The organism is Dokdonia sp. 4H-3-7-5 (assembly GCF_000212355.1).
Taxonomy (GTDB): Bacteria; Bacteroidota; Bacteroidia; order Flavobacteriales; family Flavobacteriaceae; genus Dokdonia.
In genome coordinates, this window is the sequence record NC_015496.1 from 2,659,603 (window position 1) to 2,676,949 (window position 17,347).

Here is a 17,347-nt window from a genome sequence, read left to right on the forward strand (position 1 = left end):
TACTGCTCAATAGCTGATAATTATCATAGTTTAGGTAGCTCTACTACGCTACTTTTAAACTAGTTAACACGTAAAACTCTTTTAGTATGGAAACGACACTCCCACTCACAATAGACCAGTTTCATCAAGATGTCAAGGTCTGGAAATCTAATGTTGCACTCGCAAGCGACGAAATTCAGTTTATAGAAAATCTGACACATTCTTACATTTTTGAACCTAGTTCACCTAATCTTTTTGAGCGTTTAGAGCATTACAAAATAGAAGTTTCTAAAATCAAAGTATTACTCAAGAGTATTGAGGTTTTACTTGTAAAACACGATGCAGAACTAAGCGGGATGCTAGAGTGCGACACCGTTTCTTGCGATGTGTTTTTTCAAGAAAAACACTTGACAATTAAAGAGCAATACAGACAATTTATTGATTCTTATAATAAAACCAAAAGTGAGATTTTTAACTACTGTGGTAATATTCTTAAGACAAAAAAGAAATAAAGTATAAACATATAAATCTTCATATTAATTGGAGATTACATGAAGAGCCACCTCCTGATTAGAGGGGAATCAGGAGTGGTTTTTCTTTGCTTTTGCGAAAGCGTATTCTCAAAAATATCAAAACCTCATAGTTATTATGAAACATCCATTTTTTAATCAGTATAAGTTTAAATATCTTGAGTGGAATGATGCTCAAGCCATACACGATGTCACACTACTCTGGAAATCACAAGTGGAATTTATAGCTGTTGAGCCAGCTTTCTTAGGAGAGCTTTTAACCGAGCATACCCTGCAGCTACTTTCTGAAACAAGCTTTGAATATGCAAGACATCTCGCCGTAGAACTTGATGCTTTTGAAAAAGAAGTTCCAAAATTACTTAAACGTATTACAGAGCATTTAAACGAGGTAAAAGTCCTTATGGATGGTAAAGATGAGTTCCAGAAGGAGCGCACTTTTCAAGATGCCCATATCTTGCTAGAACTTAAAATGGGTGACTATCAAGATAAGTACAAACTCTTAAAAGAGGAGATATTTAAAACGATGAAGTCTGTCTTTGCTAATAGCAAAAGCAAATTAATAGCTTAAAACGTATTAAGATGAGAATATTATTAGTGTGTGTGAGTATATGTATAATAAGTCTGTTGCAAAGTTGTAACAGCTCAGAGCTTATTGAAAATTGGAAAAATCCAGATATCGATGTTTTTCAAGCAGAGAAAGTGCTTGTACTTGCAATGACCAGCGATGTAAAAAACCGAAAACTGTTTGAAAAACGATTAGTAGATCTTCTTAAAGATAAAGGAGTTAACGCGGTAGGAAGCGATGCTTTTTTTAATCCAGAATTTACCTCTAGACCGCGCACAGAAGAAGAGTTAGGAGATCTTGAGAGAGCTATGCTCTCAGAAGGATTTGACGCAATTTTAGTTTCAAAAGTGCTAGGGGCAGAGGATAAGGTGACGCTAGTACAATCTTATCGTAACTGGGATAAAAGTGTAAATGGTTTTGAAGATGATTATTATGCACATCAAGGAATTTATGTGGAGGATGAAGAGATGCAAAAGTATACAGTCTATCATGCAGAGAGTGCACTGTACTGCATCTGCCCGACCAAGGAGCGTGAGATTATCTGGAAAGGATCTATAGATGTTACAGAGCCAGATAATGATCGTAAGGCGATTAAAGATTATATAAGCATGTTAGTATGGGCGCTTGAAGAGCAAGAATTATTAATAATAGGACCTGTCGATTATTAAGCGTATAATTTATAACGCTAGCAACCTGCGATTTTAGTACCACGAGTTGCTAGCGTAATTTTTATAAAACTTTTAAACTTTAAGAACGTCCTCGGTGTGGGAAGTCCTCATACCTATCCTCAAAAGTTTTATCAGTAACATAGTTGTCCTTAAGAACTTTGTAAACCATTACCACCACAGATGCTTGACCTAGCATGGTAATATAAAATATCCAGTTAAAAGCTAGATTCATTGTTGCAAAAATGGTGACTGTAATCAAAAGTAGGGTTGTGATCGCTACCCAGTGCATTGCTGTAATTTTCGTAGTTATCTTTTCTACTAAAGATAATAATTTTTGTAACTATTTAAAAGTGAGCACAGAAAAAGAGGATAATCGCACACAGCAATATCCTCTTTATGATTTTATAGAGCTATGTTCTAATATTGATCTAGTAAATAATTTATTAAGTCTGTAGTGGTAACAATCCCTACTAGTGTATTGTTTTGTAGTACTGGGAGTGCGTGAAACTCTTTGCTAGCAAGAATTTGTGCCACTTCCTTTACGGTTGTATCTGTGGTTACGGTCACAAGTTTTTTTGCCATTACTTGCTCGATGGTAAACATATTATAGACGATGGTATCTACATCTTGCTCATCTTCATCTATTGCATCTGCAAAGCTTATTCTCAATAGATCTGTATAGCTCAAGATACCTATAATATTATTACCGTCTACTACAGGAATATGTCTTATACTATGATTTTTAAAAAGTTGCTCGGCATGCTCTAATGAGTCAGTTTTATGTAGTGTGACCATATTTGAGGTCATTATGCTAGAAACGGGCGTTCTCTTTTTCATCTTTTAGGTTTTAATGATTTCTCAAAAGTAGCTGATGGCTTGCTTGAAAAAGATGATATAAATCAGCTTTTGGGATGACTTCTTGAGTACTCATTAATAGCTCGAAAATTGCCCAATTAATTTATAAAAATCTTCTAAAAATGATATTTGTCATAATTTAAAAACCAACATAATCTCAAATTTGCCATAGGTATAATGGACTTTTTAAAAGTCTGAGCAAATTAGAATTATGGATAATTGTTTCCATTGTGGTGATCCCTGTACAACAGTGATACACCATCAAGAAAAATCGTTTTGTTGTCACGGTTGTAAGACGGTGTATGATATCTTGAGCGATAACGATATGTCGTATTACTACGACCTTGAGAATACACCAGGTACGTCTCCGCTACTTCAAGAAGGTAAGTTTGACTTTTTAGAAAATGAACAAGTAGTTGCCAAACTTTTAGAGTTTGATGAGCAAGGAACACAAGTTGTATCCTTATTAATCCCTACCATACACTGTAGCTCTTGCATCTGGGTGCTAGAAAATCTTAACAAATTGAATCCTGCGGTCAAAACCGCGCAAGTAGATTTTCCTAAGAAAACCATAAGAATCACTTATACATCTAAGGAGTTGTCACTACAAGATCTGGTTATCCTTCTAGCAAGGATAGGCTACGAACCTTACATTTCGTTAGATGATACCACAAAGAAGAAAAAGGCGGTAGACAGGAACTTGACGTATAAGCTAGGTGTGGCTGGGTTTGCTTTTGGAAATATTATGTTTTTATCATTTCCTGAGTATTTTGAGGTAAGTGAGTTTTGGTTAGATAAGTATAAATATGTCTTTAGAGGGTTAATGCTTTTGTTTGCCATTCCGGTAGCCTTTTACTCAGGACGTGACTATTTTATCTCTGCCTACAAAGGATTGCGGTCTAATATCCTCAATATAGACGTGCCTATCGCCATTGGTATTTCTGTACTATTTATAAGATCTACCGTTGAGGTTTTGATGGATTGGGGTTCGGGATTTTTTGATAGTATGGTGGGACTTGTATTCTTCTTGTTGCTGGGTAAATTCTTTCAGCAAAAGACCTACGCGTACCTCTCTTTTGAGCGTGACTATAAGTCTTACTTTCCTATTGCTGTAACACGATTATATAGGGATGATAACGCTTTCGCGAAAGCGCAACCTTCAAGAAAAGAAGAGCAAACACAAGTATACGACCTTAAGAAAGGCGACCGAATTTTAATACGCAACAGTGAGTTATTGCCTGTAGATGGCGTTTTGATTAACGGAAATGCACTCATAGATTACAGCTTTGTTACAGGAGAAGCCGAGCCTGTAGCCAAAAAATCTGGTGATCAGTTATTTGCTGGTGGAAGACAGCAAGCGGGATCCATAGAAGTAGAAGTACTGAAGCCAGTGGCGCAAAGTTACCTCACACAATTATGGTCTAACGAAATATTCTCAAAAGGCAGACAGACCGTTTTTGAAACCCTTACAGATAGTATAAGTAGACGTTTTACGGTGAGTTTACTCATTATTGCTGCGATTGCAACGGCTTACTGGTTATTTATAGACATATCAAAAGCACTTCAAGTATTTACGGCAGTTCTCATTGTGGCATGCCCTTGTGCTATCGCGCTAGCAGCACCATTTACATTAGGAAATATACTACGCATTTTTGGGAGACATAAACTGTATCTAAAAAACAGCGGCGTTATTGAGCAGCTTGCTCATATTGATACCATTGTCTTTGATAAAACAGGAACACTTACTACGAGTGCAAAAAGTGTAATCACTTATGAGGGAGTGGCGCTTACACCAGAAGAGGAATCACTATTAACAAGCACGCTGAGAGCTTCAAACCATCCCTTGAGTAGATCTCTTTATGATTTACTAGAATCTCACGATATAAAAACACTAGACTCCTTTACAGAAGAAGTAGGACAAGGAATCATAGGAACACATAATAATCATACGATTAAAGTAGGTTCTTATGGATTTGTGGCAACTGCACAAACAACTTCTCCAGCAGCCGGTGCCGAACGTACTGCTGTGCACATAAGTACAGATAATGAGTATAAAGGTTGCTACATCTTTTACAATGAATATAGAGAAGGTGTGCAATCGCTTTTTAGTGAATTAAAAAATAACTATGAGATTATCATACTTTCTGGTGATAATGATGGAGAGCGTACTTTTTTATCACAGATATTACCAGATAATGCAACGCTACTTTTCAATCAGAAACCTGGAGATAAATTAGACTTTATAAAAAACTTACAAGAGCAAGGTAAGAATGTACTCATGGTGGGAGATGGGCTTAATGACGCTGGTGCGCTAGCGCAGAGTCATGTGGGTATTTCTATCTCAGAGAATGTAAATGTTTTCTCACCAGCTTGTGATGGGATTCTAGACGCATCGAGATTTACAGACATAGCAACTTTTTTAAGGCTCTCACACAAGGGAGTGAGCATCATTAAGTATGCTTTTATATTCTCATTATTCTATAATCTTATAGGATTGGGGTTTGCCGTTACGGGCAATCTTGCTCCTGTTGTTGCTGCTATTTTAATGCCGCTTAGCTCTATAAGTATCGTCTTATTTACAACGATTGCCACCCATTTTATGGGAGGAAATCTCACTTCAAAAAAACTATAATATGAACAGTATTATTAATCTACAAAGTACACCTCAACTGGCTCAAGTAGCTTTTAAAAAAGCATCTTATACGGAGCGTGATCTTATAGGTCTCTTTCATAAGTCTGCACATAAAGGCGCAGATGAAACGGTTTTTAATAGTTGGGTGAGAGACACCGAGAAGCGAATTTACAGCTTGCAAAGCGGCTTATATGGGCGGTCTTCTGTGTGCAGTACAGTGAGCTTGAGTATTGCATCTATGCTCAACATGTATGTAAATGCGATTACTCGTTTTGAGCAGCAGTTTATGATGAGTTGTCCTTGTGCTACAAATGGAGCAGGACCTATACTCAACAGGCTTAAAAAAGTATCACAAAGTGCGCAAGTAGCGCTTTTGTATGTGGAAGTATAAGTGCCGCTAGCATTATGACTAGTCTATGTTTTAAGAGATAATCTTACGTGCAAAAAGATAAGCTTTAAGGAAAGCATTTTTCGCGAAAGCAAATCCAAAACTATTTATCTAAAACTGACAATTGTCATAATTCAAAAACAACTTCAATCTTAATTTTACACCATAATTCAGGTAGGTATGAGTATTATTTATATGCTTCTCGCAATCAGCGTTGTTGTTGCTCTCGTCTTTTTTGTCGCATTTATTGTGTCTGTAAAGAAGGGACAATATGATGACACCTATACGCCATCTGTGCGTATGCTTTTTGATGACGAGTTAGTAAAAGAAAAAAGTGCTCCTACAACGCCTGATATTATTGAAAAATCCATCCAAATAAAAGAGTAACTAATCAAACTATGGAAGTACAACAATTCTATTACGATAACAAGATCGTACGAAAATTTATAGTGGCTACAATGTTCTGGGGCATCGTAGGGATGAGCATAGGGCTACTTCTAGCCTTTATGTTTTTATTCCCTAATGTAACAGACGGCATCTCGTGGTTGAGTTTTGGGCGTTTACGTCCGTTACACACTAATGCAGTAATATTTGCCTTTGTAGGTAATGCTATTTTTGCAGGTGTATATTATTCTTCACAGCGTTTGCTTAAAGCTCGTATGTGGAAAGACTGGCTTAGTAATGTAAACTTCTGGGGATGGCAAGCCATCATTGTAGGGGCAGCAATTACACTTCCGCTAGGGTTTACTACATCAAAGGAGTATGCAGAGCTGGAGTGGCCATTTGATATTGCGATTGCTCTTATATGGGTAGCTTTTGGAGCCAATTTGATAGGTACTATCCTTAAAAGAAGACAGCGTCACTTGTATGTTGCTATATGGTTTTACTTAGCAACCTTTGTTACCGTTGCAGTACTGCATATTGTAAATAGTATGGAGCTTCCAGTAAGTGCTCTTAAGAGTTACTCTATGTATGCTGGAGTGCAAGATGCACTGGTACAGTGGTGGTATGGACACAATGCGGTTGCATTTTTCTTAACTACGCCTTTCTTAGGGTTGATGTATTACTTTGTACCTAAGGCAGCAAACAGACCTGTGTATTCTTATAGGCTTTCTATTGTACACTTCTGGTCACTTATATTTATCTATATCTGGGCGGGTCCTCACCACTTATTATATTCTGCATTGCCAGACTGGGCACAGAATCTTGGTGTTGCATTCTCCATCATGCTTCTTGCTCCATCATGGGGAGGAATGATAAACGGACTACTTACACTACGTGGAGCGTGGGATAAAGTACGCACAGATCCTGTTCTTAAATTTATGGTTGTTGCGATTACTGGTTATGGTATGGCAACCTTTGAAGGGCCTATGCTCTCGCTCAAAAATGTAAATGCGATCGCTCACTTTAGTGATTGGATTATTGCTCACGTACACGTAGGTGCACTTGCTTGGAATGGTTTCTTCACATTTGGTATGGTGTACTGGATGGTTCCAAAATTATTTAAGACAAAATTATGGTCTACTAAGTTAGCCAACTTCCACTTCTGGATAGGAACGTTAGGTATTATACTATATGCATTACCTATGTATGTTGCTGGTTTTGTACAAGCCTTTATGTGGAAACAATTTAATCCAGATGGAACGCTTACCTACGGTAACTTCTTAGAAACAGTAAGTGAGATTATCCCTATGTACTGGATGCGTGCTATAGGTGGTAGTATGTTTATTGTAGGAGCCCTTATAGGTGTTTATAATATGATCATGACTGCTCGTGCAGGTAGCAACGTTACAGATGAACTTGCAGAGGCTGCTCCTTTACCTAAAGTAACAAAGAAACGTACCTCAAAAGAAGGATACCATACATGGTTAGAAAGACGCCCGGTAAAGCTTACCATTTTTGCAACTATCGCTATTCTTATTGGAGGTATGGTACAAATTATACCATCACTTATTGTTGATGATTATATCCCAGTGATATCAAGTGTGAAACCATATTCACCACTAGAGCTACAGGGTAGAGATATTTATATACGTGAAGGGTGTGTAGGGTGTCACTCTCAAATGGTACGACCATTTAGAAGTGAGGTAGAGCGCTATGGAGAATACTCAAAAGCGGGAGAGTATGTGTATGATCACCCATTCTTATGGGGAAGTAAGCGTACTGGACCAGATCTTATGCGTGTAGGAGGAAAGTACAGTGATAACTGGCACTTAAATCACTTCTATGATCCACAAAGTACTTCGTCTGGTTCTATAATGCCATCTTATAAATGGTTATTACGTAGAGAACTAGATAAAGATCTCACAGAGACAAAAATGGAAGCAATGGTAACCTTAGGAGTACCATACACTCCAGAAGATATTGCAAATGCTCAAGAGTCTATGACCGCACAAGGAATAGCTATAGAGAAGAACCTCTACTCAGATCCAGACTTTGCAAAAACTCATGAGGCAGATAAAAAGTATGCCGAAGAAAACGGTGAAGACTTTGTGGAGATGCGTAACCGTGAGGTGGTAGCTCTTATAGCTTACATACAGCGACTAGGAACAGATATTAAAGTTAAAAACGCAGATGGTACTACATCCATCTTAAACGACTAGCACCATGTTTAAATTTATAAAAGGAAACTTAGAAAATATAGATGGAGTGGAGATCTATCCTATAGTATCATTACTCATATTTTTCATCTTTTTTGCTGCACTATTCTTTTGGGTATTTACAGCAAAGAAAGCACACATCACAGAGGTAAGTAACATCCCGCTTAATGATGATACACTCAACGTAAATACTATAGAAGAATGAGAACCACAGCATCATTTTTAAGAATACTAGGCTTTTCACTATTAGGATATTTCCTCATAGATTACGTAGGGACTACAGGGGAGACTTCTATATTTCTAGAGCAACCGTGGGTCTGGGCTATACTTGGCGTAATCATGCTTTTTTATACAGCAGGAGAAGTGAGCATGGCTGCGCTGCGCAATGTTCTTTACAAAACGCTTAAGCCACAAGCACAAGCAAAGTTTGATGAGCAAGAAGCACTTGCAGAAGCAAATCAGTTTAAGTGGATTAAAGAGAAGTATAAAGCATCTCTAGGAAGTAAAGAGATAGCTCAAGAGCATGAGATTATACTAGATCATAACTATGACGGTATACAAGAGCTTGATAATAACTTGCCACCATGGTGGGTGTATATGTTCTACGCATCAATAGTCTTTGCAGTAATATACTTAGTGCGTTTTGAAGTACTAGACGACTACAACCAAGCCGAAGAATATGAAGTTGCTGTAGCAGAAGCAAAAGCAGAAATAGAAGAATGGAAAAAAACGGCAAAAGATCTTGTCGATGTAAATACGGTAACACTCCTCACAGATGCGAGTGATATCAATGCTGGTAAAGCCATTTTTACAAATAACTGTATTGCTTGTCATAAAGCAGATGGTGGCGGAGGTATAGGACCTAACCTCACAGACCAGCACTGGATTCTGGGTGGAGGAATTAAAAATGTCTTCAAAACTATCTCAGAAGGTGGTCGTGATGGTAAAGGTATGATCTCATGGAAATCAGAACTTAAGGCTGCAGAGATGGCGCAAGTAGCTAGCTTCGTGTTAAGCTTACAAGGCACCACTCCAGCAGAGCCTAAGGAGTCAGAAGGTGAGTTATGGGTAAATCCAGATGCCCCTGCTGCTCCTATAAAGGATGTTGTTACAGATAGCACAGTAGTGCAATTAACGAGTAACTAAATATTAAACGGATGATTCAAGATATAGCGATTGTATTAAGTTCAAGTACTGCTCCGATAATGAAGCCTTATTACGAAAATGATACGACTAAAATTATAGCAATAGGACTTAAAAAGGATGTGGTGTTAGAAAAACATACAGCACCTAGCAAAGCGCAAATCTTGATCATACAGGGAACGGTCACTTTTAGAACAGCGACCTTCTCAAAATCTATAGACACCTATGAGACTTTTGAAATACCATTAGAGGTAGAGCATGAGGTCATAGGTGATACAGACTGTATTTTTCTGTTAATCTTATCTAAGTAATATATAATGGCAGAGCAAGGAAAAGATAACTTTAGAGATACTATGGGAACCCTTGATAAAGAGGGGAAACGCGCATGGGTATTTCCTAAGAAGCCAAGTGGGAAATGGTACGAGTACCGCAAGTACGTAAGCTATGTATTGCTTGCTATCTTACTTAGCTCACCGTTTATAAAAGTAGGAGGGAATCAGCTGTTCATGTTTAATGTGCTGGAGCGTAGGTTCAATATTTTTGGGTATCCATTCTGGCCTCAAGATTTTCATCTCTTTGTGATCATGATGATCATTGGGGTGGTATTTGTAATCCTATTTACGGTAGCATTCGGTAGAATATTTTGTGGCTGGATTTGCCCGCAAACTATTTTTATGGAAATGGTTTTCCGTCGTATTGAGTATTGGATAGATGGCGATCGAGGTAAGCAGATACGTCTTAAGAAAATGCCTTGGAACAAGGAGAAAATTAAAAAGAGAGTTTTAAAGTGGATCATCTTTTTTATCATCTCATTTATTATTGCAAATGTATTTCTTGCGTATCTAATAGGGAGCGATCAGCTTATTAGGTACATCACAGATGGACCTGAGAAGCACACAAGCACACTTGTATCACTACTTATTTTTACTGGAGTTTTCTATTTCATATTTGTATGGTTTAGAGAGCAGGTGTGCATCATAGCCTGCCCTTACGGAAGGTTGCAAGGAGTGTTGCTAGATAACAAATCTATTATCGTTGCTTATGATCATAAACGTGGAGAGAAGGAAGAAGGAAGAGCTAAGTTTAAGAAAAATGAAGACAGACCATCTACTGGAAAAGGAGACTGTATAGATTGCTTCGCATGTGTGCATGTATGCCCTACAGGGATAGACATACGTAACGGTACACAGTTAGAATGTGTAAACTGTACCGCTTGTATAGATGCTTGTGATCATATGATGGAAGCAGTAGATCTCCCTAAAGGTCTTATACGCTATGCTAGTGAAGATAATATTGAAAAGAAAGCGCCATTTAAATTCACACCTCGTCTTAAGGGGTATGTTGCTGTACTAGGTATACTTACTGCGGTACTCATAGGGATGTTGTTTTTACGTAATGATGTAGAAGCTCGCATTCTCAGATTACCAGGCCAACTTTATGAGCATAAAGACAATAACATGATTAGTAATGTCTACACCTTTAAGCTGGTTAATAAAACAGTAGAGGAGATAGAAGATGTGCATTTTGAACTACGCTCTCACAAAGGAACGATAGAAGTAGTTTCGGGTAATAGTTTCAGTGTAGATGCACAGGGACTAGCAGAGGGAACACTATTTATTGAAATCAATGCCAGCGGTATTAAAAGCGATAAAGAACGTTTGGAAATAGAAGTGTACAGCGGCGACCAATTGATTGAGACGACAACAACGGCATTTTTAGGCCCTAGAAGTTATAAGTAAGAGTACGCTTTCGCGAAAGCAAAACAAATAAACGATGAGTACAGAGCATAAAAAATGTTGTGATGGTTGTAAAAAAGGACAGCCAGGAACTAACGAAGCATGCAGCGCAAAGTTAATGATGGAAGCGCTGAAGAAAAATCAAGAAATCACTAAAACACAAGAGTTATGAAATGGAACTGGGGAAAGGGAATTGTAGTGGCGATGGCTTGTTTTATGGGCTTTATCCTGTACATGGTAATCACCATGAGTACAGACGATAATTATAGCCATGATCTTGTGACAGAAGAGTATTATGCTAAAGAAATGGCATATCAAACCGAAATAGATGCAGAGACTAATGCGCGCAATCTCGTAGGAGAGATTAGCGGAAAACGCACGCCAGAAGGATGGTTACTCACCTTCCCATCGTCTATTTCAGAAAGTACAAATAAAGGAACAGTGTTTCTATACAGACCGTCTAATCAGCAACTTGATTTTGAAGTGCCTTTGGCTATTTCAGGATCTAATTTGCTCATACCTGACAATCAGCTGATAGACGGTCGATGGAACATTATCATAGAGTGGACAGACGGGGAAGAGGAATACATGTATAAAAAGTCAATCGTTTACTAATGCTGTGGTCTGCACTCATATTTGGTCTTTTGGGCAGTTTCCACTGTGTGGGAATGTGTGGTCCCATTGCATTTATGTTGCCCGTAGATCGTAAAAGTCCTGTAAAAAGAGCTTTCCAATTAATGAGTTATCACGCGGGGCGTATACTTACTTATAGTGTTTTGGGCTTAGTATTTGGGATTGTGGGTAAAAGTTTTAATTTCTTTGGCATCCAGCAGCAACTATCTATAATCATAGGTGTACTTATGATTGTAGTTATTCTCATACCCACTAAAATTTTCAATAAATACAACTTCTCACGACCATTATATAAGGCAGTTGGTAAAGTAAAGAGCTCCATGGGAACCGCTCTTAAGAAAAAAGATCCAGGTACGTTTTTTACTATAGGATATCTCAACGGCTTATTACCGTGCGGACTTGTATATATGGCGATTTTTGGCGCACTTGCTTCTGGTGGTGCTTGGGAAGGAGGATTGTATATGGCAGTTTTTGGACTAGGTACCATACCACTTATGACCACTGCTATTTATTTAGGTAATTTTTTAAAAGGAAAAGCAAAGCAGCGCATCGTTAAAATGATTCCTGTTTTTGTGGTAATCGTAGGAGTCTTATTTATAGTACGCGGCCTTGGTCTTGGTATACCATACGTATCACCATCAAAGATGGTAAGTGTAGAAAAAGTGGCTGCACAACATTCTTGTCATTAATAACAACCAAACATTTATAATTATGGAACATTTTTTAATACTTCTCGTAGACTGGGGAATGGGAGCATTACTCATAGGAGTATTTGCCTTAGTTTGTATCACTCTTGTACTTATCGTACTAAACATGATAAAGGGAGACTCAAAAAAATCTGATACTGATGAAAAGTAGAGGATTACAAATAGTAAGAGAATATACAAGTACTTTATTAAACTGCTTAGTTTTTAAAGGTCTCGACCTATTTATATCATTACAATGGCTTTTAACTTACAAGAAAGATCGTATTAGTTCGCAAAGATAATCGTGAACTTGATGAGGTCTTATAATCTTCAAGAGCATAAAAAAAGGGAAGCAGTAATGCTTCCCTTTTTTAGTATATGTTGAGGTGACTTTTAAACAGTCATAGAAAATAGCTGAGTCTCTGGTTTATTGCGCTGTAATCTCATGTCAAACGGAAGGCATATATTTCTTACAAAAGGACGTCCCTTTTCTGTAACAATTAATTTTCTTGCATGTATTTCTAGAAGCCCATCGTTTTCAAGTTCCTTTAATTTTATAAGCACATCTGGAAGCTCTGCAAAATTCCCTTGATTATCGTCCCAGGAAGTCTCAAAAGAACACATCAAATTAAGAATATGTTGTCTGATGATAAGATCTTCTTTAGTAAGGATATGACCTCTAAAAATAGGTAGAATCCCATCTTCTATAAGTTGTTGATACTCTTCTATATTTTTTACATTCTGAGCAAAACTATACCAGCTATCACTTATGGCAGATACTCCTAAGCCTATCATAACCTGTGTTTTGCTAGCGTTATATCCCATAAAATTACGATGTATAGTTCCCGCTTGCTGGGCTCCAAATAAAGCATCTGTTTTAAGCGCAAAGTGATCCATACCTATCTCGACATACCCTGCTTTTATAAGCATTGTTTTACCTATTTCATATTGCATTCTCTTTTGGTCTGCGCTAGGTAAATCTCCATCCTTAAATCCTCGCTGTCCGTTTCCTTTTATCCATGGCACGTGAGCGTAGCTATAAAAAGCGATACGGTCTGGCTCAAGAGAGATGGTTTTATTAATGGTATTTATAACATCATCTTGCGTCTGGAAAGGTAGTCCATATATGATATCATGCCCTACAGATTCATAACCTGTTGTACGGGCGTTTTCTGTAGCGCTTTGCACGTGTACATAAGGTTGCACACGATTTATTGCTCTCTGTACCGTTGTATTGTAATCTTGAACTCCATAACAAACTCTAGTAAATCCTTTATTGTACAGAGCTTCAAGGTGTTCTTTTGTGGTATTATTAGGATGTCCTTCAAAGCTGAGTTCAAAAGTGCTAACCTTTTTTGTAAGTGCAAAAATCCCGTCCATAAGACGTTCTAGATGTGCTGGTGAGAAAAATGTAGGAGTTCCTCCACCTAAGTGTAGTTGTTTAATCACCGGCTTGTCTCCTAGTAAAGTTACGTACATCGCAAGTTCCTTAAGTACAGATTGTATATAAGGAATCTCAACATCATGATTCTTTGTAATACGCTTGTTACATCCACAAAAAGTACACATACTCTCACAATAAGGTAAATGTATATAGAGACTTATTCCTTGTGAAGTATTGCTTTCGCGAAAGCTTTCTTGTAAAGTATTCTTCCACTGGGTGAGTGAAAAGTTATCTTGATCCCAATAAGGCACAGTAGGATAACTTGTATATCGTGGTCCTGCCACATTGTACTTTGATATAAGGGTACACATTGATTTTGAGTTTTTTCAAAATTACTATATGACAAAAACAGAGAATATGATGAATATCAGCTTTTGAGAAAATACTATTTATGGACGGTAATAGTAGTTCATTTAAAAAATGATAAATTATACATGTAATTTACCACTCGTCGACACTTAAACGTCATCCGTCTATAGTAAAGGACTCGTTAGACTTAATTATTGAAGAATATTGACTTTAATTGACCAACTTTGGAAATATAAAGATCAATACTTTGGGGACAAGAAAATTAAGAATACTGCTCGTTGAGGACGATGCCATTGAGGTAATGAAACTCAAGCGAGCTATAGCAAAGCTAGAAATGAACCATGAGCTCATAGAGGCAAAAAATGGTGAGGAAGCACTTGAAATACTTAAAGACCACTCGGTCTTACCAGACGTGCTGTTTCTCGATCTTAATATGCCAAAAATCAACGGAATAGAGTTCTTGAAGATTTTGAAAAAAGACGAAATTTTACGATTTTTACCAACAGTCATGCTCACAACCTCAAGTAACCGCAAGGATATACTAGCTTGTTATGACACGGGAGTAGCAGGTTATATTATCAAACCTTTGAAGTACGATCACTACGTTGAGAAAATAAAATCGGCGTTAGAGTACTGGAGTATGAATGAATTAATCAAAGCATAATGAAAGGAATTGTATTTACAGAGTTTTTAGATCTTGTTGAAACAAAATTTGGTTTAGAAATGGTTGACACCATTCTTAATGAATCTGAATTACCTTCTAATGGTGTTTATACAGCAGTAGGAACGTATAGCTTTACAGAAATGGTGAGCTTACTTACTAATTTAAGTAAGGAAACGGGACTTGTAATTGATGATTTATTACTGGTATATGGAGAGCACTTTTTCTCAGTGGTAGAGAAAAGTTATCCTTCTTTTTTAAAGCAATATACGGATCCAATAGAGATGCTTTCATCTATAGAAAACCACATACATGTGGAAGTTAGAAAGATTTATCCAGATGCAGAGTTGCCTACTTTTACCATAGAAGAGAAGACTCCAGAAAGTCTCGTAATGATCTATAAGTCAAGTAGAGCCATGCATGCCTTCGGTCGCGGATTAATGAATAAGACTTTTGAGTTTTTTAATACAAAAGCTACTATCTTAGTTGAAAAATTAAAAGAAAACGGAACCGAAGTAAAATTCAGCATAGCAACATATGAGTGACTCCAAAATTAAGATGTACGAAAGAGCGCTAGCGCGTGAAAAGGCCGCTAGAAAAGAAGCCGAGCGTATTCTTGAGGAAAAGTCATTAGAATTATATCACAAATCTGAGGAGTTAAGAGTTTCAAATTCAAAACTTGAAGATGTTGTAAAAGAACGCACTTCTGAACTTGAGGGAGTATTTGAAAACATAGTAGATGCCTATGTAGTTATGGAGTTATCTGGCAATGTTATCAAAATGAATGACGCAGCCATTACACTTCTTGGGTACACGCTAGAAGATAACTTCAACCTTTGGGACATTGTTCACCCAGATGAAAATGATAAAGTTGTTGAAGGTTTTGAGGTTCTCACCACAAAAGGAGCAATAACAGATTTTCAAATAAAAATAATAATGTCTTCAGGATCCATTAAATTGGTTCACATTAATGCAAGTATTGTTTTTAATGATGAAGGAAAACCTATCGCTGCTCAAGGTATTGTAAGGGATATTACGCAAGACAAGGCAGCCGAGCAGCGCCTTATAGATTCAGAAAATCGATTATCTGCACTTATTTTAAACCTAGAAAGTGGTATTCTACTTGAAGATGAGCATCGCAATATTGTAATCACAAATAATCGCTTCTGCGATTTTTTTAATATTCCATCAAGTCCAGAGCAACTTATAGGTGTAAACTGCGAGCATGCAGCTGAAGATAGCAAACATCTTTTTAAAGATCCAGAAGAATTTGTATCAAGAATAAATACGCTTACGCGAAAAAAAGAACAAGCGCTATCTGATGAGCTTAAATTAGTTGATGGTCGTATCTTGGAGAGAGATTTTATTCCTATTTATGAAGAAGGTATTTATAAAGGTCACCTTTGGACGTATAGAGATGTTACCTTGAGAAGAAAGTTTCGCGAAAGCATAGAAGCAGAACGTCAAAAATATAGTGACATTATTGCAAACATGAACTTGGGACTTATTGAGGTCAATCTTGATGATGAAGTCTTGATGATCAATAACAGTTTTGAATTGTTATCTGGTTATACCGAAGAGGAACTCCTAGGTAAAAAAGCGAAGGAGATATTACTTACTCCAGCGTCTCAAAAACAACTCACTCAAGAGAATAATGATAGGTTGAGCGGAGCGTCAAATTCATACGAAGTGCAGGCTATAACTAAGAGTGGTGAATTGAAACACTGGCTAATAAGTGGTGCTCCAAACTATAATCTTAATGGTAAAGTCATAGGCTCTATAGGAATACACCTCGATATAACAGAGCTCAAAAGTTTAGAGATACAAAAGGAAAATCTTTTAAAGAAGCTTGAAAAAAGTAATGATGAGCTGCAGGAGTATGCACATGTAGTTTCTCATGATCTTAAAAGTCCGCTTAGGAGTATAAATGCACTTGTAAATTGGATTAAGGATGATAATGAAGATGTCTTCACTAAAGAAACAAAGAGTCATCTTGAGATGATAGATACTACTTTAGAAAAGATGGAGCAGCTTATATCTGATGTTCTTGAATACTCCAGTGTAGGATCTGAAAATGCACCTCGAGAAAAAGTAAATTTACAAGAAGTACTAGCAGATATAGAAACTTTACTTCACTGTCCAGAACATATAACATTAAATATTCATCCAGATTTACCTACGGTAAATGGTGATAAAGTCAAGTTACAACAGTTATTTCAGAATTTGATGAGTAATGCTATACGTTATTGTGATAAAGAAGAAGGTCTCATAGAAGTAGGATACACAGAAAACAAAACACATTATACCTTTACGGTTAAGGATAATGGAATCGGGATTCCTAAGGAATACCATGATAAAATATTTAAAATTTTTCAGTCACTTAATAACCATAAAGACTCGACGGGTATAGGACTTTCTATTGTTAAGAAAATAGTAGACCTTTATAAAGGAAGTATCTGGTTAGAGAGCAACGTAGGAGAGGGGACTACTTTCTTTTTTACATTACAAAAATAATATA

Annotated in this window: 21 protein-coding genes; 18 read left to right on the top strand and 3 right to left on the bottom strand. The window is 37.1% G+C overall.

Going from position 1 to position 17,347, the window contains the following annotated elements:
- Positions 1-86: 86 nt before the first annotated feature.
- The 3 genes from KRODI_RS11855 (at position 87) to KRODI_RS11865 (ending at position 1,742) form a co-directional block, all read left to right on the top strand.
- Positions 87-491, top strand: coding sequence for a hypothetical protein (locus KRODI_RS11855; RefSeq protein ID WP_013751843.1), 405 nt, complete (start codon positions 87-89; stop codon positions 489-491).
- A gap of 136 nt (positions 492-627) precedes the next feature.
- Complete coding sequence (locus tag KRODI_RS11860) at positions 628-1,077, top strand: hypothetical protein (RefSeq protein ID WP_013751844.1); 450 nt, start codon at positions 628-630, stop codon at positions 1,075-1,077.
- Positions 1,078-1,088: 11 nt separating this feature from the next.
- A complete protein-coding gene (locus tag KRODI_RS11865) occupies positions 1,089-1,742 on the top strand; it encodes a hypothetical protein (protein ID WP_013751845.1) in 654 nt (217 codons plus the stop codon).
- A 79-nt stretch (positions 1,743-1,821) separates the two neighbouring features.
- On the opposite strand, the gene KRODI_RS11870 is transcribed toward KRODI_RS11865, so the two are convergent.
- Together KRODI_RS11870 and KRODI_RS11875 are read right to left on the bottom strand one after the other, a co-directional pair.
- The gene (locus KRODI_RS11870) at positions 1,822-2,031 is read right to left on the bottom strand and encodes a hypothetical protein (RefSeq protein ID WP_013751846.1); all 210 of its coding nucleotides are present in this window, start codon (positions 2,029-2,031) and stop codon (positions 1,822-1,824) included.
- 128 nt (positions 2,032-2,159) lie between these two features.
- Positions 2,160-2,579: a CBS domain-containing protein gene (locus tag KRODI_RS11875; RefSeq protein WP_013751847.1), complete on the bottom strand. Its 420-nt coding sequence runs from the start codon at positions 2,577-2,579 to the stop codon at positions 2,160-2,162.
- Between the two features lie 229 nt (positions 2,580-2,808).
- On the opposite strand from KRODI_RS11875, the gene KRODI_RS11880 reads away from it, so the two are divergent.
- The 12 genes from KRODI_RS11880 to KRODI_RS15670 all read left to right on the top strand — a co-directional run bounded on the left by KRODI_RS11880 (position 2,809) and on the right by KRODI_RS15670 (position 12,587).
- Entirely contained in the window at positions 2,809-5,229 is a 2,421-nt protein-coding gene (locus KRODI_RS11880) for a heavy metal translocating P-type ATPase (protein WP_013751848.1), read from the top strand.
- A gap of 1 nt (position 5,230) precedes the next feature.
- Complete coding sequence (locus KRODI_RS11885) at positions 5,231-5,620, top strand: hypothetical protein (RefSeq protein WP_013751849.1); 390 nt, start codon at positions 5,231-5,233, stop codon at positions 5,618-5,620.
- 177 nt (positions 5,621-5,797) lie between these two features.
- A complete protein-coding gene (ccoS, locus tag KRODI_RS11890) occupies positions 5,798-6,004 on the top strand; it encodes a cbb3-type cytochrome oxidase assembly protein CcoS (RefSeq protein WP_013751850.1) in 207 nt (68 codons plus the stop codon).
- 11 nt (positions 6,005-6,015) lie between these two features.
- Positions 6,016-8,220 carry a cytochrome-c oxidase, cbb3-type subunit I gene (gene ccoN, locus KRODI_RS11895; RefSeq protein WP_013751851.1) on the top strand — a complete coding sequence of 735 codons (2,205 nt, stop codon included), beginning with the start codon at positions 6,016-6,018 and terminating at the stop codon, positions 8,218-8,220.
- A 4-nt stretch (positions 8,221-8,224) separates the two neighbouring features.
- Positions 8,225-8,422 carry a CcoQ/FixQ family Cbb3-type cytochrome c oxidase assembly chaperone gene (locus KRODI_RS11900; protein ID WP_013751852.1) on the top strand — a complete coding sequence of 66 codons (198 nt, stop codon included), beginning with the start codon at positions 8,225-8,227 and terminating at the stop codon, positions 8,420-8,422.
- A complete protein-coding gene (locus KRODI_RS11905; protein ID WP_013751853.1) occupies positions 8,419-9,363 on the top strand; it encodes a cbb3-type cytochrome c oxidase N-terminal domain-containing protein in 945 nt (314 codons plus the stop codon). Before KRODI_RS11900 ends, KRODI_RS11905 begins: the two co-directional genes overlap by 4 nt.
- A gap of 11 nt (positions 9,364-9,374) precedes the next feature.
- Positions 9,375-9,671 (top strand): hypothetical protein, encoded by a 297-nt coding sequence (locus tag KRODI_RS11910; RefSeq protein WP_013751854.1) that lies wholly within the window; start codon positions 9,375-9,377, stop codon positions 9,669-9,671.
- Positions 9,672-9,677: 6 nt separating this feature from the next.
- A complete protein-coding gene (ccoG, locus tag KRODI_RS11915; protein WP_013751855.1) occupies positions 9,678-11,099 on the top strand; it encodes a cytochrome c oxidase accessory protein CcoG in 1,422 nt (473 codons plus the stop codon).
- 34 nt (positions 11,100-11,133) lie between these two features.
- The gene (locus KRODI_RS15765; RefSeq protein ID WP_013751856.1) at positions 11,134-11,268 is read left to right on the top strand and encodes a hypothetical protein; all 135 of its coding nucleotides are present in this window, start codon (positions 11,134-11,136) and stop codon (positions 11,266-11,268) included.
- On the top strand, positions 11,265-11,711 hold the full coding sequence (locus tag KRODI_RS11920; RefSeq protein ID WP_013751857.1) for a FixH family protein: 447 nt from the start codon (positions 11,265-11,267) through the stop codon (positions 11,709-11,711). The genes KRODI_RS15765 and KRODI_RS11920 overlap by 4 nt, the downstream gene beginning before the upstream one ends.
- A complete protein-coding gene (locus tag KRODI_RS11925) occupies positions 11,711-12,418 on the top strand; it encodes a sulfite exporter TauE/SafE family protein (protein ID WP_013751858.1) in 708 nt (235 codons plus the stop codon). The genes KRODI_RS11920 and KRODI_RS11925 overlap by 1 nt, the downstream gene beginning before the upstream one ends.
- A gap of 22 nt (positions 12,419-12,440) precedes the next feature.
- Entirely contained in the window at positions 12,441-12,587 is a 147-nt protein-coding gene (locus tag KRODI_RS15670) for a hypothetical protein (RefSeq protein WP_013751859.1), read from the top strand.
- 221 nt (positions 12,588-12,808) lie between these two features.
- On the opposite strand, the gene hemN is transcribed toward KRODI_RS15670, so the two are convergent.
- Positions 12,809-14,170, bottom strand: a complete 1,362-nt coding sequence (hemN, locus tag KRODI_RS11930; protein ID WP_013751861.1) for an oxygen-independent coproporphyrinogen III oxidase — start codon at positions 14,168-14,170, stop codon at positions 12,809-12,811.
- A 245-nt stretch (positions 14,171-14,415) separates the two neighbouring features.
- On the opposite strand from hemN, the gene KRODI_RS11935 reads away from it, so the two are divergent.
- The 3 genes from KRODI_RS11935 to KRODI_RS11945 are packed head-to-tail and all read left to right on the top strand — an operon-like array spanning position 14,416 to position 17,343.
- Positions 14,416-14,832, top strand: a complete 417-nt coding sequence (locus KRODI_RS11935) for a response regulator (protein WP_013751862.1) — start codon at positions 14,416-14,418, stop codon at positions 14,830-14,832.
- Complete coding sequence (locus KRODI_RS11940; protein ID WP_013751863.1) at positions 14,832-15,374, top strand: heme NO-binding domain-containing protein; 543 nt, start codon at positions 14,832-14,834, stop codon at positions 15,372-15,374. Before KRODI_RS11935 ends, KRODI_RS11940 begins: the two co-directional genes overlap by 1 nt.
- Positions 15,367-17,343 (top strand): PAS domain-containing sensor histidine kinase, encoded by a 1,977-nt coding sequence (locus KRODI_RS11945; RefSeq protein ID WP_041295695.1) that lies wholly within the window; start codon positions 15,367-15,369, stop codon positions 17,341-17,343. Before KRODI_RS11940 ends, KRODI_RS11945 begins: the two co-directional genes overlap by 8 nt.
- Positions 17,344-17,347: the final 4 nt, after the last annotated feature.